Genomic DNA, 21,337 nt, shown 5'->3' on the forward strand with positions numbered 1-21,337 from the left:
TTATTTTTTATTGAAAATTTATTGTTTTTTTAACAAAAATCAAACATTTTTTTTGTACAATTAGAGTAGATATTGTGTATGGAAGGGGAAGAGGACATGATTAAACTATTTGTAAGTGATTTAGATGATACACTCGTTTACAATATGAATGATATGCAAAAAGAAGATGAACGAGCGCTTTGTTGGCTAGCTGAAAACGGGACAAATATTTGTTTTGCCTCTGGCCGTTTTACTCACCGAATTGATGAGGCGGTAAAAAGGTTTTCGTTCCCGTATTACACAACTAGTTTAAATGGAGCGACAATGATACTACCGGATGGAAAAGTATTTCATGAATCGAGTTTTGAAGATGGGGTTGCCCAGGAAATATATCGATATATACATAAAAAGGGACTAGCAGATATTGTTTGTGCAAATGAGCAGCGATATACAAAAAGGAAGAATGAACATCACCATACTTTTGAAGAGTATATGGGAGTGCATATTGCTGAAATCGAAGAGTTAGAAGAGGAATTTGGGAAGACTGTACATCCTGCGAAATTATTTGTTTTTGGCGAAGAAGAAAAAATTGTAGCATTAGATCAAGAGTTGAGAGATACATTTCATAGCGAAGCGGAAGTCTTTATATCGGGTAAGCGATATGTTGACATTATGCCAAGAGGTGTAAGTAAAGGAAGCGCTCTGAAGCGATTAATGGAACATTTACAAATTGAAGCAAATGAAGTTGCATGTATTGGAGATTCTTTCAATGATATTTCTATGTTTGAAGTAACCCCGCACTCCTTCACCCTCCATCATGCTCATCCGTATGTGAAGGAGAAAGCAAATCATGTTGTCCGTTCGGTTGAAGAAGCTATTATGAAATTACCGTTACTTGTATAAAAAAGAAGCTCGTCACTGGCGAGCTTCTTTTTTACTTGAATAAAGATTTAACGAAATCAATGATACTAGAGAAGAAATCTTTTACTTTATCTAGGAAACTTTGCCCTTCATCAGATCCTAAGAAGGCAGACACATGGTCTTTTGCTTTTTCTAATTGGCTACCAACTTGGTTCCAATCGATATTAAGATTTTTCATTTTATCAAATAACGATACTAAGTTATCCAACTGTTCATCTGTTAATGTAATGCCAAGTTGATCAGCAATTTTTTTAATTAATGAACGTAAATCTTCAGTGGTTTTGGGCTGTTCTTTTGCAATTTCTTCTTTAATTTTTGCAACAAGTTGAACTGCTTTTTCTTCGCCGATTTTATCACCAAGCTGGGCTGTTTGTACCATTTCTTCATTGGCTACTTTTTTTACTTCTTCAGGAATGGCTTTGTTTGATGTTGTTTCATAGGCCTTCATTAAACCTGTTAAAGCAGCAGTTCCTGAAACTTTAAATGGTGCAGTAATTTGAATCTCTGCATCTTTCACACCTGCTGTAATAAGTGCATTTGTGTACATTGCATCTGTTATCGAATTAATGTTTTTTGAGCGTACAATGAGACCTGACCCTGGTTTTGTGTATGTAATCATAGAAGAGGAAATTGCTCTCGTACCAATTTGCGCTTTTGGAACGATGCCCTCTAGAAATTTATGTTCTTCCGCATTAGATACAGTAATAATTTGTGCATCTTTTGGTGCTTTCATTTCTTTCAAAAGATCTTGTTTCTGTTGTTCAGATAAGTTTTCTCCTAGTGTAACAATTGATTCTCCCTCAATGATGTCTGCAAATGAAGCTGTTGGCATAATAAATACGGCTACAGCTAATAGCAGAGCTAGTAATTTCGTTTTCACGAAAAATCGCTCCCTTTCTCTTTCTTAAATTTTCGGGCAACACAGTTATTATAGTATATTTTTCTTATTTGTCACCTAGCTTCTTCCACATTTCAAAAAAGAAGTATGCAGATTGTCGGATTCTTTTTGTTTCTCGTCATGAATATGGTAATATAGTGCTGAGATAGTTGAAAGGAGACATATACATATGAAAACTTTAGGATACATATTAATGGAAAATGGCGAAAAAATCGATTTAGAATTTTTCCCAGAAGAGGCACCAAAAACAGTAGAAAACTTTAAAAAATTAGCAGAGCAAGGATTTTATGATGGTGTGACATTCCACCGCGTTATTCCTGGCTTCGTAAGCCAAGGTGGAGACCCAACAGGCACAGGTGCAGGTGGCCCAGGTTACTCTATCCCATGTGAAACTGATGGAAATCCTCATAGACATCTTGTTGGATCACTTTCTATGGCACATGCTGGTCGTAATACAGGTGGTAGCCAATTTTTTGTTGTTCATGAGCCACAACCGCATTTAGATGGCGTACATACTGTATTCGGTAAAGCAACAAGCGGTATTGAAACGGTATTAAACATGCGTCAAGGCGATGCAATGAAAGAAGTTAAAGTTTGGGAAGAATAAGTTACGAGAAAAAGAGAGCGATTTTGCTCTCTTTTTTTATTTCCTATAAACAGGGATTGGTATATATTTTAAAGTATATGACACAAATAGGACGGCTACTAACGTTAAATTATATTGTTCATGAGAACAAACTTTTAACAAAATACATAGGATGGAGTACGAATTATATGCTTCAATAAATGTATTTCTCTTAACATATTGCTTTTGGTAGAACTACTTTGTTCAAAAATGGTTAATAAGTGAAATGTGATGAGAAAGGGATTTTCCTTTTAGTTCCTATATAGTATTGTCTCTTTTTTGAGCGGTGTAATAGAAAGAAATAGCGTGGAAACATATATTTGACTTTCTTCTTAACGCTTTGTATGATTATCAAGTTGTTTCAGCCCCTTCTCACTCTGGTAAAAATATTGTAGAATGAATGTGATATGAAAAGAGTGATTGAGGGGATAAATAGTTTGTAACTTTTGTAAGAAGGGATAAGGGTTATGTTAATTCGTTTTAAAAAAAGTTATGAAAAAATTGCAATGGGGCTTCTTTCATTTATGCCAACTGAAAAAGATGTGAAAACATTACAATTGACAATGAAAGAATATGAAGCGAAAGAGGATTGGCAATTGTATTTGTGGAAACAAAATGAAGATTTTGTTGGGATAATGGGGATTATAAAAAAAGAAGATCAGGTATTGGAAATTCAGCATTTGAGCGTGAATCCGTCTCACCGTCATATGGGGATTGGGACGAAGATGGTTCAAGAGCTTAAGAGTAAATTTCTTGAGTTTACAATTTGCGGAAATGAGCAAACAGCAAGTTTTTGCAAAAAGTGTAAAGAGCTTGAACAAAATATACATTCATGAAAGCAGGGATAAGTAGTTTATTATCTCTGCTTTCTTTTTTGTAGTTGCTCGTGTCGCTCAGAAATGACTTCTGTTCGATCACGCAATGTGTGCTTACTTATGATGTATTCACCAGGAATGACGTTCACATCTTTCCAAGAGAGGTTTTGTTTCTTACATAACTGTATGCATTGTTTTTCTAACGATACGTCTAATAAGGGTAAAAATAACGGCGCAAAAATTTCCTTTTTGTGGATAGAGTGTAATCTTTCATTTAATAAGAACATAAGTTGTTTATGATCTATTCCTAATTGATGTAAAGATGTACTGTTCTTTTCTAAAAGTGCTATTGCGCTTTTTATCATCTTCTCTGCACCATTCCAGTTGGATCGTCTGTGATGGTATAAGGAAACAGCAATTTGAATGAGACCGACTAAGTAATTGTCGCGTTCGCCTCTAGGTTTTAATTTCCAATACTCTTCTAATATTTCATGACATTCAAAATAATCATAGTCTCCGTGAAAATGAATTAAAAATTGTACGTACTCGGTAGGATACATTTTATTCGCTCCTGTCTAACGGTTATATGTACAGTTTATCATAGAAATATTAACAATAAGCGACTAGGGAAATATCCCTAGTCGCTTTATTGCGTCCTATTAGCAGAAGCAAGCTGCTCCTACAATGATTAGTAAAATGAACAGTACAACAAGTAATGCGAACCCACCGCTAAAACCGCAATCAACGTGACCCATAGTTTTTTGACCTCCTACATTGTTCTTACTACATTGTTATCATATGAAGCGGTGGGCATTATGACATGGGCATAGGTCTATTTTTAATTAAATTTCTTAAAAAGGTTGGATAGAACATGAGTATGCTCTATACTTATGGTGTTATAGAAAAAATGTGGTGGGATGCTTTGTGCAGTATAATTTTAAAGTAGAGGCTTTTGAAGGGCCTTTAGATCTATTGTTACACTTAATAAATCGTTACGAAATTGATATATATAATATTCCTGTAGCGAAAATTACAGAGCAATATCTATCTTATGTCCATACGATGAAAGAATTACAATTAGATGTTGCCAGTGAGTATTTAGTAATGGCTGCAACGTTATTACAAATTAAAAGTAAAATGTTGTTACCGAAACAAGAAGAAGATGTACCTGATAACGGTGAAGACTTTATAGATGATCCTCGTCAAGAATTGATGGAGAGGTTAATTGAATATAAGAAATATAAGCAAGTTGCTACTGAGTTAAAAGAAAGAGAACAAGAAAGAGCACAGCTATATACACGTCCGCCAATTGATTTTACATCATTTCAACAAGAAGAGGAGACAAGCTTACCTCTTGATGTTACGTTATATGATATGTTAGCGGCATTTCAAAAGCTAATGCGTCGTAAAAAAGCAAAAACCCCCGTAACAACGCGAATTACTCGTCAAGAAATACCAATTGCACAGCGAATGACTGATATTCTACAACAGTTAGAAGTAAGAGGCGGTCGTCAAAGCTTTTATGATTTGTTTGCTGATGAAGAACGTGAAATAATGGTTGTAACATTTTTAGCGGTTCTTGAGCTAATGAAAAATCAACAAATCATAATTGAGCAGGAACATAATTTTGATGAAATTTTCGTATCAAGCTCTAATAAATCCGTATAGAGTTGATGTGAAGATGGGATAGAAATATTTTATCTCATGTTAGGTTTTAATGTATCGTTTGGAACGAGAGAAGAAATATTGAACCGAACGCATTTACTGTGATTCGGTTTTTTTATGTGTGTTTTTTATGGGAAATAGGAGGAAGGAGTTCGTAAAATGGATAGAAAAGAACAAAAAGCGATTATTGAAGGGCTTTTATTTGTTGCAGGTGACGAAGGGATTTATCCGGAACAGATAGCTAAAGTTCTGGAAGTTGAAGTGGAAGAAGTACTAAACAGTATAGAGGAAATGCAAAAAGAATGCGAAGGATCGAATCGCGGTTTGCAAATTGTACAATATGCAAAAGTGTATCGTTTTGCAACAAAGAAAGAACATGCTTCGTACTATCAAAAATTAATAGATACTCCAACCGCGGCTTCACTTTCTCAAGCAGCTCTTGAAACGTTGGCAATCGTTGCGTACCGTCAACCGATTACAAGGACAGAAATGGAAGAGATTAGAGGTGTGAAAACGGACAAGGCATTACAAACGTTAGTTTCACACTTACTTATAAAAGAAACGGGAAGAGCGGAAGGACCAGGGCGCCCTATTTTATACGGAACGACGAAAGAATTTTTAGATACGTTTGGATTGAAAACATTAGATGATTTACCACCTCTTTCGGAAGAAAATGAACAAATGAATGAAGCAGATTTATTCTTTGGTTCTTTACAGGAATTATCAAAATAAAAGCTTAGCATTTTGCTAAGCTTTTTTTGTATATCAATTACAGAGCGTGCCATACTAAATGAAAAAAGGAGACGAGTTATGAAAGGTGTACGGAGTATTCTATTGTTGGTTTCTGTTTTATTATGTTTTTCGTTAAACAGCGCATCGGCTAAAAGATATATGATGTCTATTCATACTGCGTCTTCTATACATATGCATCGGCAACATTTTGGTAAAATGAAAGTGAGTTTTTTAAAAGTTGGACAAGGTGATGCGACACTTATTACATTGCCAAATGGTCAAACGATGTTAATAGATGGGGGCCCTTATGAAGCAGGAGAGGTTATTATTCAAAAACTAATTGAAAAAAGAATTAATCATTTAGATGTGATTGTAAGTACTCATCCTGATATGGACCATATAGGGGGGCTTATTCCAATTGTAGAACAAATGCCGGTTTCACTCGTATTAGATAGTGGAAAAACATATAGTTCATTTACTTATCATACGTATCGGAATAATATTAAAAAAAGGGGCATACCTTTCATTTCAGTGAAGGAAGGACAATACATACCGTTAGATCCACATGTTTCTATACAAGTATTAAACAATGGTAAATCGAAAGACGAGAATAACGAGTCCTCAATTGTGTTAAAGATTCGATATGGTAAAGCGGACTTTTTATTAATGGGTGATGCTGATATACGGACGGAAAATGAAATATTAAAGCAATTTGATGTACATGCAGATGTATTAAAAGTTGGGCATCATGGCTCGTATACTTCAACGAGTGAAACATTCTTAAAAAAAGTAGATCCACAATTCGCTATTCTTTCGTACGGGAGTAGAAATCCGTATGGGCATCCTCATCAGAGTGTAGTAAGACGATTAAAACAGCGTGGTATAATGATATATGGAACAAACAAGCGAACTGTGGAAATAGAAACAGATGGTGAACATATTACTATGGGGGCAAGCGGTCTTATGCCATTACTTAAGTAACTAATTATATAAGAGGTTATTATCCATTTTGGTAAAAATGGATAATATATATTAGAATGAAAAAGAAATCAATTTCCTTTTTTCGCTGAACGAAGAGGAAATTTCATTAGAATGTATAGACAACTACTTGTGTGTATATTAAGATGGAATTAGGCGAATAAGGTAATAATAATAAGTAGGTATTTCATGGGAAAGGGTCGATGAAAATGAAAACGCAAGTTGTCATCAATGCCGAAATTTATACAGGTAAAGAAGTAGTGGAAAACGGATTTATTCGTTACACAGAAACAGTTAAAGAAATTGGTTTGATGGCTCAATATGTATCACAAGAAAATGAAACTGTGTTAGATGTGGCAGGAAAGATTGTGATTCCAGGTATGATTGATGTTCATATTCATGGTGGATACGATATTGATGCGATGGATGCAAATAGCGATGGATTAGTAACTCTTGGTAAAGAAATGTTAAAAGAAGGAGTTACAACTTACTTCCCAACAACAATGACACAAGCTCCAGAAGCGATTGAAGCGGCGCTAAGTGCTGCGAAGGAAGCGAAAGACAAAGGAGCACATTTCGAATATATTCACTTAGAAGGACCATATGTTTCAAAAAAACGTGCGGGTGCACAACCACTTGAACATATTGTTCCTGCGAGTATCGAGCAATTTAAACAATGGCAGGAAGCAAGCGGTAATCTAATTAAATTGGTAACATATGCACCGGAAGAAGAAGGTGCGTTAGAGTTTGAACAGTATCTTGCTGAAATAGGTGTTGTTGGCACAATGGGGCATACAGATGCAATTGATGCACAACTGAAAAATAGAAAAATTACACATGCAACACATTTATACAATCAAATGCGTGGATTACATCATCGTGAACCAGGAGTTGTTGGTCATGTGTTATTAAATCCAGATGTAATGGTTGAAGTAATTACAGATGGTATTCACATTCACCCTGATATGGTGAAATTAGCATATAAATTAAAAGGACCGAAAAAAGTAAGTGTCATTACAGATGCAATGCGTGCAAAAGGTCTTGAAGAAGGATTATATGAGCTTGGCGGACAGCCAGTACATGTAAAAGATGGCAGTGCCCGATTAGAAGATGGAACGTTAGCTGGTAGTATTTTAAAAATGGATCAAGCTTTCCGAAATGTAATTGAATTTACAGGATGTTCAATCGAGGAGGCAGTGTTAATGACATCAGTTAACCAAGCAGAAGAATTTGGATTAAATAATAAAGGTGCGTTAGCGGTAGGTAAAGATGCAGACTTTGTTGTTATGACTGAAGAATTACATGTATATGATACGGTTCGTTTAGGAATTCATATGAAGGAAGGGAAGTAATTAGATGAATATTCTAGTTGTAAAAACTCCAGAAGAATTAGCAGAAGCAGGTTATAAGTTAATTAAAGAGGTTGTAAAATCAAAAGAAAATCCAACTTTAGGAATGGCTACAGGAAGCTCTCCATTAGGTATTTATGCAGAAATGCGAAAAAATAAACTTGATACAAGTCATGCAACCACTGTAAACTTAGATGAGTACGTAAATTTACCACACGAAGATAAAAACAGCTATCACTATTTCATGCAAGAACAGTTGTTTGATCATCTTCCATTTAAACAAACTTATGTACCGAATGGGATGGCAAGTGATTTAGAGGAAGAGTGCAAGCGTTATGAAGGCATTCTAGTAGCTAACCCAGTTGACTTACAGATTCTTGGAATCGGTGAAAACGGTCACATCGGATTTAATGAGCCAGGAACACCATTTAATTCTCCAACTAACATTGTAGAATTAACAGAATCTACACGCCAAGCAAACCTTCGCTTCTTTGAAAATGAAGAAGATGTGCCGACTCATGCGATTACAATGGGAATTGGAAGTATTATGAAAGCGAAACAAATTCTTCTTGTTGCTATGGGATCTAAAAAGGCAGAAGCTATTAAAGAATTATTGCAAGGTGAATATAGTGAGGCGTGTCCTGCTACAGTTTTACAACGTCATCCGAATGTAACCGTAATCGCAGATCCAGAAGCTCTATCTTTATGCAGTGAGGCGATTGCTGATGAACATCGACAAGTATTCACCATTTCCGATTTATTATCAGATTCAAGAGTGGGTGAAACAGCTAATTGAGGAAGGCGAATGGAAGCCGGGAGATAAAATTCCATCTGAGAATGAACTTTGTGATAAGTTCGAAGTGAGTCGTATGACAATCAGACAGGCGATTAATAACTTAGTGGAACAAGGTTATTTATACCGGAAACGTGGGATTGGAACGTTCGTCCAACTTCCGAAAGTGGAGCAAAAGTTGCAAGGAATGACGGGATTCACAGAAGATATGATATCTCGTGGTATGAAACCGAGCAGCCAGTTATTAAGTTTCCGCCTAGTTCCAGCTACTGCTAAAATAGCAGACCGGCTGAGAATACAAGAGGGAGAATCGGTTTATGAAGTGAGACGTACGCGCTTAGCTGATGACGAACCGATTGCATTTGAGACGACATATTTGTCGCCAACTCTTGTGAAAGATATTAACGAAGAAATATTACAACAATCTTTATATGAACATTTAGAGAAAAAACTGGGCTTTAAGCTTGTTCGCGCTACTCAATCAATTGAAGCTTCAATTGCAACGGATAATGAAGCTGAACATCTGCATATTCCTAAAAAGGCGCCTGTACTTGTAATGCGTCAATGGTCATATGCAGAAGGTGAGTTACCGTTAGAGTATGTGAAATGTATTTATCGTGGGGATCGTTACAAGTTTATTACGAACATCGCACGTAACAAGTAATATATTTCAGTTTGCGAAGTACAGTGAACTTTGATGTTTTCAACATGTAAAGAAATAAAAATACGACTCATCCTTATAAGGAGTGAGTCGTATTTTTATTATGAGAAATTACGTGGTTAACAGCATCTTTAACCGTATTTACTACATAGTGAGCGTGCTCTTTTACTGCGTCATCTGCTTGAGACATAGCAAAACTGTGAGGAGTTAAAGAGAACATTGGAATATCATTATAAGAATCCCCTATGCAAGCAATTTCCTCTGGTTGTATTTGAAATTCTTTTAATAAAATAGAAATAGCAGAACCTTTACTAATATTAGGTGGCATTACATCTAAACATTGTTCTGCTGAAATGAAGGTGCTAACTTTTCCGTGAAATTTTTCATCAATTTTGTTCTGAAGGAGTTGTAAGCTTTCCTTCGTTCCACCGATAGAAATTTTATTTGGAAAAATTGTATCATCAATTTTCTGTAATAGATTAGGTTCTTCAACAGAAGTCATCGTTACTTGTTGTTCAAGTTCATGAATAAACGGTGTTTTTTCTTCAATGTAGTAGTTATGTTCATCACTTACATAACGGAAATAAGGGTCTTCATTTGTCATAGCTAACAAATCTGGAAGAATGCTGGAATCGAAAGTTGCAGATAATAGCTGTTTATTTTCATGTGTATATACAAAAACACCATTTACACTAATGCGATGGAAATTTGTATTAACCGCTCTCATTAGGTCTGCAATTTCATTATCAAGTCTTCCAGAAGCAAAACAAAGAATTACATTTTGTTCAGCTAAGCTGCGTAAAGCGATAACATCTTTTTCGTCGATAAAACCTCCGTGTTGCATCATCGTTCCATCAATATCACTTACAAACATTTTAATCATGTTGCAATCTCCTTTCTATGTACAGTTGCCCTTACATTATACGCATCATATACAAACATGTCTAAAAAATGAATTTTTATTAAATGGTAGATGTTTTATATTGACGAAAAAGAAGAATGTTCTGTAACATAAAAGTAGGCTATTTAAGTACGAGGGTGGTGTTATATGAGTAATTATCTAGAAATTAAAAAAGTTTTAAATAATAATGTCATCATTGCTAGCCATCCTGAACACGAGGAAGTAGTAGTGATCGGTAAAGGAATCGGATTTGGGAAAAAGGCTGAAGATGTGTTGGAGCAAGAACAAATTGAGAAAATGTTTGTTTTAAAAAATGAACGTGATCGAGAACAATACAAACTTTTAGTACCACATGTGAGTGAAAAGCTAATTGAATTGATGAATGATATTATGTTATATATTCAAGAAAAAGCGGAGTCTCCATTAAATGAACATATTCATATCGCTTTAACAGATCATATTTCTTTTGCAATTAAAAGGCTGAAACAAGGACTTACAATAGATAATCCTTTTTTAGTTGAAACGAAAATGCTATATCCAGAGGAATATAAAATTGCTGAAGGCGTTGTGCAACTTTTAAATTCTCGTTTGCAAATTACATTGCCAGAAGGGGAAGTTGGCTTTATCGCACTTCACATTTACAGCTCGCTTACAAACTCTGATTTATCTTCTGTTAATCAAAATTCTCGTCTTATTGCACAACTTGTGTCTTTAATTGAGACAAGCCTACAAATTACATTAGACCAAGAAAGCATTCATTATTTACGCCTTATTCGCCATTTACAATATGCTATTGAGCGGGTGAAAAAAGGAGAAAAAGTAGAAGAAGCACAGAGTTTTGCTGATTTATTAAAGTTGGAATATCCAGTTTGTTATAATTTGGCGTGGAAACTAGTCAAAGTAATGCAGAAAGAATTACAACTTCCTGTATATGAAGCGGAGAGTATTTATTTAACGATGCATTTACAACGATTAGTGAAAGTAGAACATGTGTAAAAAGACATATATTTTTGTCTAAAATGAAAACGTTAAAAAAAATGATTGAATCGCTTACAATAGTTATGTATAATAACTATTGCAAAGTTATACAAAATTCGACAAACACATTAAGGTAAATAACGAAAACGTTTGCTTTAATTATAGTGAACTTATACGTAATCCTATTTTTGACACGTGTTACTGATTCGATCAGGCATGAGTGGAGAAAAGTTGGGAATGTAAGCTAAAGAAAGGGACATACTACCCTTTGTATAGCTATCGTTCTATCTTTTTTTTCCTCATGCCTTTTTGGCGTTTGTCGAAAAGTATCAATATAGATAAGAGAGGAAGGGTTTCCATGTTTAAGAAGATCTTTGGTGTTCTTCAAAAAGTCGGAAAAGCGCTTATGCTTCCAGTAGCGATTTTACCGGCAGCAGGTATTTTACTTGGATTTGGTAATGCATTTCAAAATCCACAACTAACAAATGTTATCCCTGCTTTAAAAGCAGATTGGTTCGTAATGGTTGCAAAAATTATGGAACAATCTGGCGATATTATTTTCGCTAACCTTGCGCTATTATTCGCAGTTGGGGTAGCGATCGGTTTAGCTGGTGGAGACGGAGTAGCTGGTTTAGCAGCGTTCGTCGGATACTTAATTATGAACAAAACGATGAGTGTGTTCTTAGAAGTAGATAAACTAGTGAAAGTAACAAGCACTGGAACAGATCCAGTAAAAATTGGATTTTCAGATCCAGCATATGCAAACGTATTAGGAATTCCAACGCTGCAAACAGGAGTGTTTGGTGGTATTATCGTCGGGATAGTAGCGGCATATTGTTATAATAAATACTTCAACATTGAATTACCATCATACTTAGGTTTCTTTGCAGGTAAGCGTTTCGTACCAATCGCAACTGCAACATTCTCTTTAGTGGTAGGTATTATCATGTGCTTCATTTGGCCATACATTCAGGGTGGCTTAAATACGTTCTCACATCAAATGATTGATGCAAATAGAACGATAGCAGCATTTATATTCGGTTTAATCGAACGTTCATTAATTCCATTTGGATTACATCATATTTTCTATTCACCGTTCTGGTTCGAATTCGGTCAGTATACAAATGCAGCTGGCGAATTAATCCGTGGTGACCAAAAAATCTTTATGGCACAGTTAAAAGACGGCGTAGAATTAACAGCAGGTACATTTACAACTGGTAAGTATCCGTTCATGATGTTCGGTCTTCCAGCAGCAGCTTTAGCAATGTACCATGAAGCACGTCCGGAAAATAAAAAATTAGCAGCTGGTATTTTAGGATCTGCTGCATTAACATCTTTCTTAACAGGTATTACAGAACCACTTGAATTTTCATTCTTATTCGTAGCACCAGTATTATTTGGAATTCATGCAGTATTCGCTGGTCTATCATTTATGACAATGCAAATTTTAGGTGTTAAAATTGGTATGACATTCTCTGGTGGTTTAATTGACTTCATATTATTCGGTGTACTACCAGGTCGTACGGCATGGTGGTGGGTAATTATTGTTGGTCTTGTACTAGCAGTGATTTACTACTTCGGATTCCGTTTCGCAATCCGTAAATGGAACTTAAAAACACCTGGTCGTGAAGTAGCGAATGCTAATGAAGGCGCAGGGAAAACAGAAGCAGGAGAACTTCCACGTGAAGTATTAGTAGCACTTGGTGGTAAAGAAAACATTGCTTCGTTAGATGCTTGTATTACTCGTTTACGCGTTCAAGTTAACGAACAAAAAAATGTAAATAAAGACCGCTTAAAAGAGCTTGGAGCAGCCGGTGTACTTGAAGTTGGAAATAACATTCAAGCTATTTTCGGACCGAAATCTGACACATTAAAATCACAAATTCATGATATTATGTCAGGTCGTACACCTCATGTTGAAAAAGAAGCGCCTGTAAAAGTGGAAGAAGCTCCTCAACAGGTTGATGAAAATGAAACAATCATTTCACCAATTGAAGGGAAAATCTTACCGATTACAGAAGTACCTGACCAAGTATTCTCAGGGAAAATGATGGGAGATGGATTTGCGATTGAGCCAACAGAAGGAACAGTAGTTTCTCCGGTTAATGGTGAGATTGTAAATGTATTCCCTACAAAACATGCGATTGGTATTCAGTCTGAAGGCGGAAAAGAAATTTTAATCCACTTCGGTATTGATACTGTAAAATTAAATGGTGAAGGCTTTGAAGCGCTTGTAGCACAAGGTGATAAAGTGAAACAAGGACAACCATTATTAAAAGTAGATCTTGCATTTGTAAAAGAAAATGCACCATCTATTATTACACCAATCGTCTTTACGAATTTACAACAAGGGCAACAAGTCGAATTGAAAAAAGATGGAAATGTTAAGAAGGGCGAAAACGCTATTATTGACATTCAGTAGGAATTTGACGCAAAATGTTTATAATTATAATAGGCGATGTGGTTGACCGAACATCGCCTATTATATACAATAGATGATGTAGTACTCACGTCTATACAACTAAAAAAATACTGTATTTGAAGGAGATAAATTATCATGGAAAAAATCTTTAAAGTAACTAGCGACTCAGGAATTCATGCTCGTCCAGCAACTCTACTTGTAAACACTGCAAGCAAATTTGGTTCTGACATCAACTTAGAGTATAACGGAAAAAACGTTAACTTAAAATCAATCATGGGTGTTATGTCTTTAGGAATTCAACAAGGCGCGGAAATTAAGGTCACTGCAAATGGTGATGATGCAGCTCAAGCACTAGCAGCTATCGAAGAAACTATGAAAAACGAAGGATTAGGAGAATAATGACTCTTAACATTCAAGGGATCGCTGCATCAAGTGGGATTGCTATTGCAAAGGCTTTCAGACTTGAGAATCCTGAATTTAACATTGAAAAGAAATCAATTACAGACGAAGCTGCTGAAATTGCACGCTTAGACGCTGCGCTTGAGAAAGCAAAATCTGAACTAGAAGCTATTAAGGACCATGCTTTTGCTGAGCTAGGTGCTGATAAAGCTGCTATCTTTGAAGCACATTTATTAGTATTAAATGATCCAGAATTAGTGAATCCAGTAAAAGATAAAGTAAATGGCGAAAAAGTAAATGCTGAATTTGCAATGGATGAAGTTGCATCAATGTTTATTTCTATGTTTGAAAACATGGATAACGAATACATGAAAGAACGTGCTGCGGATATTCGCGACGTAACAAAACGTGTTCTTGCACATTTACTAGGAATTAACTTCTCAAACCCTGGTACAATTTCTGAAGAAGTAATCATCATTGCTGAAGATTTAACACCATCTGATACAGCTCAGTTAAACCGTAAGTATGCAAAAGGTTTCACAACTGATATCGGTGGACGTACATCTCACTCTGCAATTATGGCTCGTTCTATGGAAATTCCAGCTGTTGTTGGTACGAAAGTTGTTATGGAGAAAATCCAAAACGGCGATATCGTAATCATTGACGGTTTAGATGGAGAAGTAATTGTAAACCCATCTGAAGAAACTCTTCGTTCTTTTGAAGAAAAGAAAGCGAAATTTGAAGAGCAAAAAGTTGTATGGGCAAAATTAAAAGACCAAGCAACTGTAACAAGTGATGGACATCACGTTGAGCTTGTTGCTAATATCGGAACACCAAATGATGTACAAGGTATTATCGATAATGGCGGAGAAGGCGTTGGTTTATACCGTACAGAATTCTTATACATGGGCCGTGACAATCTTCCAACAGAAGAAGAGCAGTTCGAAGCGTATAAAGCAGTTCTTGAAGGTGTAAAAGAAGATCAACCAGTCGTTGTTCGTACACTTGACATCGGTGGAGATAAAGAACTTCCATACTTACATTTACCAAAAGAAATGAACCCATTCTTAGGATACCGTGCAATTCGCTTATGTCTTGATGAGCAAGATGTGTTCCGTACACAACTTCGTGCATTACTTCGTGCTAGCGTATACGGTAACTTGAAAATTATGTTCCCAATGATTGCAACTCTTGATGAGTTCCGTCAAGCGAAAGCAATCTTATTAGAAGAGAAAGCAAAACTTGTAGAAGCGGGTACAACTGTTTCTGATTCTATTGAAGTTGGTATGATGGTTGAAATTCCAGCTTCAGCAGTATTAGCTGATCAGTTCGCAAAAGAAGTTGATTTCTTCTCTATTGGAACAAATGACTTAATCCAATACACAATGGCTGCAGACCGTATGAACGAACAAGTAGCTTACTTATACCAACCATATAACCCATCTATTTTACGTCTTGTAAAAATGGTTATCGATGCTGCTCATAAAGAGGGCAAATGGGCTGGTATGTGTGGTGAGATGGCGGGAGATTCACTTGCTATCCCATTATTATTAGGATTAGGCTTAGATGAGTTCAGTATGAGTGCAACATCTATCCTTCCTGCAAGAACACAACTAAGCAAGTTGTCAAAAGCAGAAATGGAAACATTAGCAGAAAAAGCATTAACAATGTCAACTGCTGAAGAAGTTGTTGAATTAGTTAAAAGCATATAATAGTAAAAAAACCTGAGTCGATTTGAAATCGGTCTCAGGTTTTTTCTATGAGAAAAGTAAATCTTGTTTTCTTACTATAGAGGATAAGGAACAGAATTAGATAGCGATTGCAACGATATCAGTTGGGCATACACGTAAAATACCAGTAAAAGTATTACGATTTTGATTGTTCTTATCGTCTTTATTGTTATTGTTATCTTTGTTGTCTTTGTCATTACGAGCTAAAGCAGAGAAAAGAGCAACGCCGTTAGCGAAACCTTCAAAAATTACATTGTTGAATGTTCCGTTACCTCTAATGCTTAAAAGAGAAAGCTCTGTTCCAACTGAAATGCTAGCAAGTACGTTACATACAGCTGTTTGTTGTGGTTTTACCTCTTTCTCTTTCTCGCGATGATCGCGATGGTCGCGATGGTCACACTCTCTTTCACGATGATGACAGTCTCTAAAGTTATCACAGCATCCAAATGATCCAAACATAATCCTCATCACCCCCTTCACACTTATAATCTATGTAAGTTCGGTAGTTAGTGACTGGACAGATAATGGAAATTTTTCTAGGGGATTTTCTCATTTTAAATGACTAGATGGGTATTTAGTATGGAATGATGTTTAAAATAGGGGAAATGTCACAAAAAAATGTAAAGACCACCGAAATGAATGAATTAGGTAGCCTTTACACTTTTTTACTTTTATATAAAACGATGATATATACAGGAAGAGCTAAGAGTAGTGGTGCAATGGATCGTGCAGTATGTTTTTCTGCTTCTAATTGTAACGCTTCTTCTTTAGGGAATTGTAACACTGATATGTTTGCAGCATCGCCAATAAAATATAGCAGTAGTACAGTTACTATGTAACTCAAAAGTGCGATAAAGCTTCCGTATGAACTCAATGAAAATCCCTCTCTTGTTATCTATTTGTTATCATTGTATCACAATTGTAACAAAAATACACGGTTATATTTCAATGCTTTAACAAATTTCGACACAAAACGCCATATTTGTTTATGGTGATAGCGTGAAAATTACAATTTCTCTATGTATAGATGTCGAATAATACATTGTAATATTACGGATGTGTGACAGAATATAAAAAAGCGAAGGTAATGAAATTACCTTCGCTTTTATTATTTCGCCCATTCACTTACTTGTTCTACGCTCATGCGCGGTGCAGGGTGACCTTTTAAAGTTGATTCACCAATTGTAATAAGCATAATTGGTACGTAACGAGATGAAACATTGAATTCTTCCATTAATGCCTGTGGATTGAAGCCACCAATAGCGCAAGTATCCCAGCCAGTTGCTTTAGCAGCAAGCATAAGTTGCATTGCTGCTAAAGCAGCATTTGAAAAGGCAGCATCTCGTGGGTATTGCTCACGAGTATATGCAGATTCAATATTTTTAGCTAAGCGCTCTTTTGCGTCTGTTTTCATAAATCCTTGTTCTACAATTGGACCGTAAACAGGTTCAACATTTTTATATGCCTCTAAATCACCTAAAATAGCGACTACGGCAGAAGCATCAAGAATTTGTTGTTGGTTATAAGCAATTGGGTGTAATCGTTTTTGTACATCTTCGCCTTGGAAAACAAGGAATTTCCAGTGTTGCAAGTTCCAAGCAGAAGGTGCTTGCGCAGCTGCTTTTAAAATTTCATGTAACTCTGTAGATGAAATTTCTTTTTCAGGGTTGAATGCACGTGTAGATGTGCGTTCATATAAAACGTTAAAAAAGTCGTTGTTTGTCATTATATATCCTCCAAATTACATATCAACTTAATATAAAATAAATGTAATATACTCTACTTACATTTTGTAAGTTATTGAATTTAAGAATATAATACCTTTATTTTAATTGTCAAGTTTTAAATAGTAAGGCAGGGCATTCATACAAACGATACAATTCATATAATCATAAACTAAAAAAGGAATTTCCAGAGCAGATAAGCGAAGATAACATTCTCAATTAGCTTGTTAATATGAGTTCCTCACAATTCTTTATAAAATGATTGTGAGGAATTCAGTAAAACAAGATATATGAAGTGAGTGAAGACTAGTGATGAACATACTACATTTTTTATTAGAGAATACTGTTTTCCAAAATGTATTACAAGATCTTCAGTTGAATGTCCTTTATATAGAAGATGGATGTACACATCAACAAACGATAGAAAACGTCCATCCAAAATGTATGTTTATAGCAAATAGTTTTGAAGAAGGAGAAATATTGTTTCATAGAACTAGACCACATATTGTAATTATGTATGTAACAGATTTTGCTCAAATAAAATATATAAAGAATATATATAATTCACAGAGCACATTCATTATCATTTGGGATCAACAGATAGACAATCAGTTTGCAGATTTACTACTGTTAGGAATACGTAATATTGTTATAGCACCAGTAACCCCACAAGTAGTACTAGAGGAAGTGAATAAGAGTTTATATCAGCTTTCTTTAGTGCGACAAGTAAGTTTACAACAAGAATTGCTTCAAACGATGTTTGATTTTCAAAATGATTTATTATTTATAGTAGAAGATGATGAGATTGTTGATTGTAATACGAATTTTTTACAATTCTTCGGACATGATAATTTATTTACGTATCGTGAACAACATTTAGTGTTTGCAGAACATCTTATTAGAGAGAACGGATATTATTCGACGACTCACGATATAACATGGCTGGATGATACTTTATCAAATGGAAGAAGAATTAAAATGTACAATTATGAAGGAGAAGCATTTACTTTTCTATTACGTGCGACACCATTACCAGAAGACTTATCGCGATTTATAGTAAAATGCACAGAGATTACAGAATTAGATGAAATCTATCAAGAGCAAGAAAGATTGGCTATGATAGATTCATTGACAGAAATATATAATCGCTTGAAATTCCAACAAATATTGGAGACAGAGTGGGAGAATGTATTACGTAATGATGAAAAAGTTGCACTTATTTTGTTTGATATAGATAATTTTAAATCAGTAAATGACACATATGGTCATGATTTTGGCGATTTAGCATTAGTACAACTTGCAGATCTTATGAAATCTAAAGTTGAAGATCAACATGTATTTGCAAGATGGGGAGGAGAGGAATTTATAATATTAGTGACAAATACGGTAGAAAAAGAAGCGTTTCAAGTTGCGGAATCATTGCGATTTTTCATTGAAACAAAGCATTTCTCTGGAATTTCGAAATTAACAGCGAGTTTTGGAGTTGCGTTATATGAGCAAGGGATTACAAGAGAAGAGTTAATGCAAAGAGCGGATATTGCGTTATATGAAGCGAAAAAAAATGGGAAAAATCAAGTATGTATATATAGAAAAGAAAAAATGTGATTTTTCGCAACAAATTGTTGCGATTTTTTTTTATTACTTGATAATAGAATATGGGGGACCATTTTAACCGAGAAGCTCCCACTTCAAGTAAGCTCGCAAGAGAGACTAAGTGGTGGGTAGTTCACATGAAGTAATTACGGAGGAACAATATGATAAAAAAAATAATGGTTATGGCTTCACTGTCTGCTGTAGTTTGCGGCGGAGTATACTATTTTCTCTATCCCGATCCAAAGGAACAAGCAGTATTAACAACAAAGGTAACTCCTGCTATTGAGTCAGATGTACAGGATAATATAGAAGAAGTACAAAAAATTGATTATGCTAGTATATCTCAAAAGTTAGATCAGTATTTAGTAGGAAAGCAATTTAATGGGACAGTTTTGGTGACAGATAAAGAGCATGTTATATTGAATAAAGGATATGGATATGCTGATGTTCAAAATAAAATAGAAAATACGCCTCAAACAAAATATCGTATCGGTTCTATTACGAAAACAGTTGTTGCTACATCCATTCTACAGTTACAAGAACAAGGGAAGTTAAATATCCAAGATAATGTAAATAAATACATTCCTTCATTTCCAGCAGATAAACACATCACGTTATATCACTTATTAACGCATACATCTGGTTTACCGGAAAGTGGGAAAGGGAAGGTTAATGTAGCTTCACGTATAAATTTAGTAACTTGGATTGGAAGTCAAAAATTAGAGTTTCCACCAGGAACAGGTTGGAAGTATACGGATTATAATTATATGGTGCTCGCTTATATTATAGAAAATATAACGAAAAAGCCTTTAGGAGACTATGTAAAAGAAAATATATTTACAAAGGCCGAGATGCATGAATCAGGTATGGGAAATATGGTGCCTGGAGATAAAAACTTCACGAAGGGGTATGTGAAGAAAGATCAAGAGCTTGTACTAGCACAAAAATTAGGGGTGGACTGGTTATATGGATCGGGTGAGATGTATACGACAGTAGGGGATATGAAAAAATTAGATGAAGCGATTATAAATGGAAAGCTTCTTTCTGAACAAAGTATACAAGCGATGTTTACACCTTCACAAGAAAGAAAATATGCATTTAGCTTTTACATATATCCAGATTATTTCCATAACCATGGTGTACTATCTGGTTGGAACACTTTCAATAATTTTAATAAAGAAAAAGGAACTTTTGTTATTTTATTTTCAAATGTGAAAAATAGTATGGATGATGATTTTAATAAAGAGTTCCGAAAGATGGTAAATGATTTATTAGAACAAAGGGGATGAGAAGATGGAAAATAAAAATTTATCAATAGGTTTCATTGGTATTGGTGTAATGGGAAAAAGTATGGTCAACCATTTAATGCAAAGTGGTTATAAAGTATATGTATATAATAGAACGAAGGAAAAAGCGGATTCTTTAGTGCAAGAGGGTGCGACTTGGTGTGATACACCGAAAGCGTTAGTAAAGCAAGTTGATGTTGTTATGACGATGGTTGGTTATCCTCATGATGTAGAAGAAGTGTACTTTGGGATTGATGGAATTTTAGAACATGCAAATGAAGGTACGATAGCAATTGACTTTACAACATCTACACCAACATTGGCAAAACGTATTAATGAAGTTGCGAAAAGCAAGAATATATATACATTAGATGCACCAGTATCTGGCGGGGACATTGGGGCTAAAGAAGCAAGACTAGCAATTATGGTCGGTGGAGAGAACAGAATATATGATATTTGCTTACCTCTATTTGAAAAACTAGGAACAAATATTCAGTTGCAAGGCCCTGCTGGGAGTGGACAACATACAAAAATGTGCAATCAAATAGCAATTGCTTCTAACATGATAGGAGTATGTGAAGCGGTAGCATATGCGAAAAAGGCTGGACTTAATGCAGATAAAGTATTAGAGAGTATTTCGACAGGAGCAGCAGGTAGCTGGTCATTAAGTAATTTAGCTCCTCGAATGTTAAAAGGAGATTTTGAACCTGGCTTTTATGTAAAGCATTTTATGAAAGATATGAAGATTGCTTTAGATGAAGCTGAAAAATTACAATTACCAGTACCGGGTTTAACCCTAGCGAAGGAATTGTATGAAGAGCTAATCGCAGATGGAAAAGAGAATAGCGGAACACAAGTATTATACAAAAAGTATATAAGGGGGTAAAT

General features: G+C 35.2%; 23 protein-coding genes. 16 read left to right on the forward strand and 7 right to left on the reverse strand.

The window, feature by feature from the left end:
* Positions 1-78: 78 nt before the first annotated feature.
* Positions 79-882: a Cof-type HAD-IIB family hydrolase gene (locus MKX66_RS26975; RefSeq protein ID WP_002067045.1), complete on the forward strand. Its 804-nt coding sequence runs from the start codon at positions 79-81 to the stop codon at positions 880-882.
* Positions 883-913: 31 nt separating this feature from the next.
* Here MKX66_RS26975 and MKX66_RS26980 read toward each other — a convergent pair whose 3' ends face one another.
* Complete coding sequence (locus MKX66_RS26980) at positions 914-1,780, reverse strand: DUF1002 domain-containing protein (RefSeq protein WP_002143030.1); 867 nt, start codon at positions 1,778-1,780, stop codon at positions 914-916.
* Between the two features lie 187 nt (positions 1,781-1,967).
* On the opposite strand from MKX66_RS26980, the gene MKX66_RS26985 reads away from it, so the two are divergent.
* Positions 1,968-2,405 (forward strand): peptidylprolyl isomerase, encoded by a 438-nt coding sequence (locus MKX66_RS26985; RefSeq protein WP_002190570.1) that lies wholly within the window; start codon positions 1,968-1,970, stop codon positions 2,403-2,405.
* A 485-nt stretch (positions 2,406-2,890) separates the two neighbouring features.
* Positions 2,891-3,259, forward strand: a complete 369-nt coding sequence (gene ribT, locus MKX66_RS26990; RefSeq protein WP_000908403.1) for a GNAT family N-acetyltransferase RibT — start codon at positions 2,891-2,893, stop codon at positions 3,257-3,259.
* A 20-nt stretch (positions 3,260-3,279) separates the two neighbouring features.
* On the opposite strand, the gene MKX66_RS26995 is transcribed toward ribT, so the two are convergent.
* Entirely contained in the window at positions 3,280-3,798 is a 519-nt protein-coding gene (locus tag MKX66_RS26995; protein WP_012261646.1) for a DUF309 domain-containing protein, read from the reverse strand.
* 99 nt (positions 3,799-3,897) lie between these two features.
* A complete protein-coding gene (locus MKX66_RS27000) occupies positions 3,898-3,993 on the reverse strand; it encodes a YjcZ family sporulation protein (protein ID WP_000510194.1) in 96 nt (31 codons plus the stop codon).
* Between the two features lie 169 nt (positions 3,994-4,162).
* Between MKX66_RS27000 and MKX66_RS27005 the strand changes: the two genes are divergently transcribed.
* The 6 genes from MKX66_RS27005 to phnF all read left to right on the forward strand — a co-directional run bounded on the left by MKX66_RS27005 (position 4,163) and on the right by phnF (position 9,419).
* Complete coding sequence (locus MKX66_RS27005; protein ID WP_002143025.1) at positions 4,163-4,906, forward strand: segregation/condensation protein A; 744 nt, start codon at positions 4,163-4,165, stop codon at positions 4,904-4,906.
* A gap of 156 nt (positions 4,907-5,062) precedes the next feature.
* Positions 5,063-5,635, forward strand: coding sequence for an SMC-Scp complex subunit ScpB (gene scpB, locus MKX66_RS27010; protein ID WP_012261645.1), 573 nt, complete (start codon positions 5,063-5,065; stop codon positions 5,633-5,635).
* 78 nt (positions 5,636-5,713) lie between these two features.
* A complete protein-coding gene (locus tag MKX66_RS27015) occupies positions 5,714-6,616 on the forward strand; it encodes a ComEC/Rec2 family competence protein (RefSeq protein WP_215590145.1) in 903 nt (300 codons plus the stop codon).
* A 206-nt stretch (positions 6,617-6,822) separates the two neighbouring features.
* Entirely contained in the window at positions 6,823-7,965 is a 1,143-nt protein-coding gene (nagA, locus tag MKX66_RS27020) for an N-acetylglucosamine-6-phosphate deacetylase (RefSeq protein WP_215591316.1), read from the forward strand.
* Positions 7,966-7,969: 4 nt separating this feature from the next.
* The gene (nagB, locus tag MKX66_RS27025; protein ID WP_002033913.1) at positions 7,970-8,758 is read left to right on the forward strand and encodes a glucosamine-6-phosphate deaminase; all 789 of its coding nucleotides are present in this window, start codon (positions 7,970-7,972) and stop codon (positions 8,756-8,758) included.
* On the forward strand, positions 8,688-9,419 hold the full coding sequence (gene phnF, locus MKX66_RS27030) for a phosphonate metabolism transcriptional regulator PhnF (protein WP_012261644.1): 732 nt from the start codon (positions 8,688-8,690) through the stop codon (positions 9,417-9,419). Before nagB ends, phnF begins: the two co-directional genes overlap by 71 nt.
* Before the next feature lie 73 nt (positions 9,420-9,492).
* Here the strand turns inward: phnF and MKX66_RS27035 are convergent, their stop codons facing one another.
* On the reverse strand, positions 9,493-10,299 hold the full coding sequence (locus tag MKX66_RS27035) for a Cof-type HAD-IIB family hydrolase (protein WP_016100674.1): 807 nt from the start codon (positions 10,297-10,299) through the stop codon (positions 9,493-9,495).
* A 165-nt stretch (positions 10,300-10,464) separates the two neighbouring features.
* On the opposite strand from MKX66_RS27035, the gene glcT reads away from it, so the two are divergent.
* The 4 genes from glcT to ptsP all read left to right on the forward strand — a co-directional run bounded on the left by glcT (position 10,465) and on the right by ptsP (position 15,828).
* Complete coding sequence (glcT, locus tag MKX66_RS27040; protein ID WP_002143016.1) at positions 10,465-11,313, forward strand: glucose PTS transporter transcription antiterminator GlcT; 849 nt, start codon at positions 10,465-10,467, stop codon at positions 11,311-11,313.
* Positions 11,314-11,653: 340 nt separating this feature from the next.
* Positions 11,654-13,717 carry a PTS glucose transporter subunit IIABC gene (gene ptsG / locus MKX66_RS27045; RefSeq protein WP_341087482.1) on the forward strand — a complete coding sequence of 688 codons (2,064 nt, stop codon included), beginning with the start codon at positions 11,654-11,656 and terminating at the stop codon, positions 13,715-13,717.
* A gap of 135 nt (positions 13,718-13,852) precedes the next feature.
* Positions 13,853-14,116 (forward strand): phosphocarrier protein HPr, encoded by a 264-nt coding sequence (ptsH, locus tag MKX66_RS27050; protein ID WP_002033915.1) that lies wholly within the window; start codon positions 13,853-13,855, stop codon positions 14,114-14,116.
* A complete protein-coding gene (gene ptsP / locus MKX66_RS27055) occupies positions 14,116-15,828 on the forward strand; it encodes a phosphoenolpyruvate--protein phosphotransferase (protein ID WP_002128938.1) in 1,713 nt (570 codons plus the stop codon). The genes ptsH and ptsP overlap by 1 nt, the downstream gene beginning before the upstream one ends.
* Positions 15,829-15,924: 96 nt before the next feature.
* On the opposite strand, the gene MKX66_RS27060 is transcribed toward ptsP, so the two are convergent.
* The 3 genes from MKX66_RS27060 to MKX66_RS27070 form a co-directional block, all read right to left on the reverse strand.
* Positions 15,925-16,305 (reverse strand): DUF3915 domain-containing protein, encoded by a 381-nt coding sequence (locus MKX66_RS27060; protein WP_341087483.1) that lies wholly within the window; start codon positions 16,303-16,305, stop codon positions 15,925-15,927.
* Between the two features lie 196 nt (positions 16,306-16,501).
* Positions 16,502-16,720, reverse strand: coding sequence for a hypothetical protein (locus MKX66_RS27065; protein ID WP_002088422.1), 219 nt, complete (start codon positions 16,718-16,720; stop codon positions 16,502-16,504).
* Between the two features lie 234 nt (positions 16,721-16,954).
* Positions 16,955-17,572, reverse strand: coding sequence for a nitroreductase family protein (locus MKX66_RS27070; protein ID WP_341087486.1), 618 nt, complete (start codon positions 17,570-17,572; stop codon positions 16,955-16,957).
* 310 nt (positions 17,573-17,882) lie between these two features.
* On the opposite strand from MKX66_RS27070, the gene MKX66_RS27075 reads away from it, so the two are divergent.
* From MKX66_RS27075 to MKX66_RS27085, 3 genes are all read left to right on the forward strand, one after another.
* Entirely contained in the window at positions 17,883-19,175 is a 1,293-nt protein-coding gene (locus MKX66_RS27075) for a GGDEF domain-containing protein (protein WP_002033919.1), read from the forward strand.
* A 149-nt stretch (positions 19,176-19,324) separates the two neighbouring features.
* Positions 19,325-20,452, forward strand: coding sequence for a serine hydrolase domain-containing protein (locus MKX66_RS27080; protein WP_002143010.1), 1,128 nt, complete (start codon positions 19,325-19,327; stop codon positions 20,450-20,452).
* Between the two features lie 4 nt (positions 20,453-20,456).
* Positions 20,457-21,335: an NAD(P)-dependent oxidoreductase gene (locus MKX66_RS27085; protein ID WP_002033921.1), complete on the forward strand. Its 879-nt coding sequence runs from the start codon at positions 20,457-20,459 to the stop codon at positions 21,333-21,335.
* The last annotated feature ends 2 nt before the right edge of the window (positions 21,336-21,337 follow it).

The organism is Bacillus sp. FSL R9-9530, from assembly GCF_038008145.1.
In the GTDB taxonomy this organism is placed as follows: domain Bacteria; phylum Bacillota; class Bacilli; order Bacillales; family Bacillaceae_G; genus Bacillus_A; species Bacillus_A mycoides.

Excerpts from the sequence above, each read along its gene's own strand:
- scpB (WP_012261645.1), top strand. The coding sequence starts at position 5,063 with ATGGATAGAAAAGAACAAAAAGCGATTATTGAAGGGCTTTTATTTGTT.
- glcT (WP_002143016.1), top strand. The coding sequence starts at position 10,465 with ATGAGTAATTATCTAGAAATTAAAAAAGTTTTAAATAATAATGTCATC.
- MKX66_RS27070 (WP_341087486.1), bottom strand. The coding sequence starts at position 17,572 with ATGACAAACAACGACTTTTTTAACGTTTTATATGAACGCACATCTACA.
- ptsH (WP_002033915.1), top strand. The coding sequence starts at position 13,853 with ATGGAAAAAATCTTTAAAGTAACTAGCGACTCAGGAATTCATGCTCGT.
- MKX66_RS27035 (WP_016100674.1), bottom strand. The coding sequence starts at position 10,299 with ATGATTAAAATGTTTGTAAGTGATATTGATGGAACGATGATGCAACAC.
- MKX66_RS26985 (WP_002190570.1), top strand. The coding sequence starts at position 1,968 with ATGAAAACTTTAGGATACATATTAATGGAAAATGGCGAAAAAATCGAT.
- MKX66_RS27075 (WP_002033919.1), top strand. The coding sequence starts at position 17,883 with ATGAACATACTACATTTTTTATTAGAGAATACTGTTTTCCAAAATGTA.
- MKX66_RS27085 (WP_002033921.1), top strand. The coding sequence starts at position 20,457 with ATGGAAAATAAAAATTTATCAATAGGTTTCATTGGTATTGGTGTAATG.
- phnF (WP_012261644.1), top strand. The coding sequence starts at position 8,688 with ATGAACATCGACAAGTATTCACCATTTCCGATTTATTATCAGATTCAA.
- MKX66_RS27080 (WP_002143010.1), top strand. The coding sequence starts at position 19,325 with ATGATAAAAAAAATAATGGTTATGGCTTCACTGTCTGCTGTAGTTTGC.
- nagB (WP_002033913.1), top strand. The coding sequence starts at position 7,970 with ATGAATATTCTAGTTGTAAAAACTCCAGAAGAATTAGCAGAAGCAGGT.
- ribT (WP_000908403.1), top strand. The coding sequence starts at position 2,891 with ATGTTAATTCGTTTTAAAAAAAGTTATGAAAAAATTGCAATGGGGCTT.
- ptsP (WP_002128938.1), top strand. The coding sequence starts at position 14,116 with ATGACTCTTAACATTCAAGGGATCGCTGCATCAAGTGGGATTGCTATT.
- nagA (WP_215591316.1), top strand. The coding sequence starts at position 6,823 with ATGAAAACGCAAGTTGTCATCAATGCCGAAATTTATACAGGTAAAGAA.
- MKX66_RS27000 (WP_000510194.1), bottom strand. The coding sequence starts at position 3,993 with ATGGGTCACGTTGATTGCGGTTTTAGCGGTGGGTTCGCATTACTTGTT.
- MKX66_RS27015 (WP_215590145.1), top strand. The coding sequence starts at position 5,714 with ATGAAAGGTGTACGGAGTATTCTATTGTTGGTTTCTGTTTTATTATGT.
- MKX66_RS26975 (WP_002067045.1), top strand. The coding sequence starts at position 79 with ATGGAAGGGGAAGAGGACATGATTAAACTATTTGTAAGTGATTTAGAT.
- MKX66_RS27060 (WP_341087483.1), bottom strand. The coding sequence starts at position 16,305 with ATGTTTGGATCATTTGGATGCTGTGATAACTTTAGAGACTGTCATCAT.
- ptsG (WP_341087482.1), top strand. The coding sequence starts at position 11,654 with ATGTTTAAGAAGATCTTTGGTGTTCTTCAAAAAGTCGGAAAAGCGCTT.
- MKX66_RS26995 (WP_012261646.1), bottom strand. The coding sequence starts at position 3,798 with ATGTATCCTACCGAGTACGTACAATTTTTAATTCATTTTCACGGAGAC.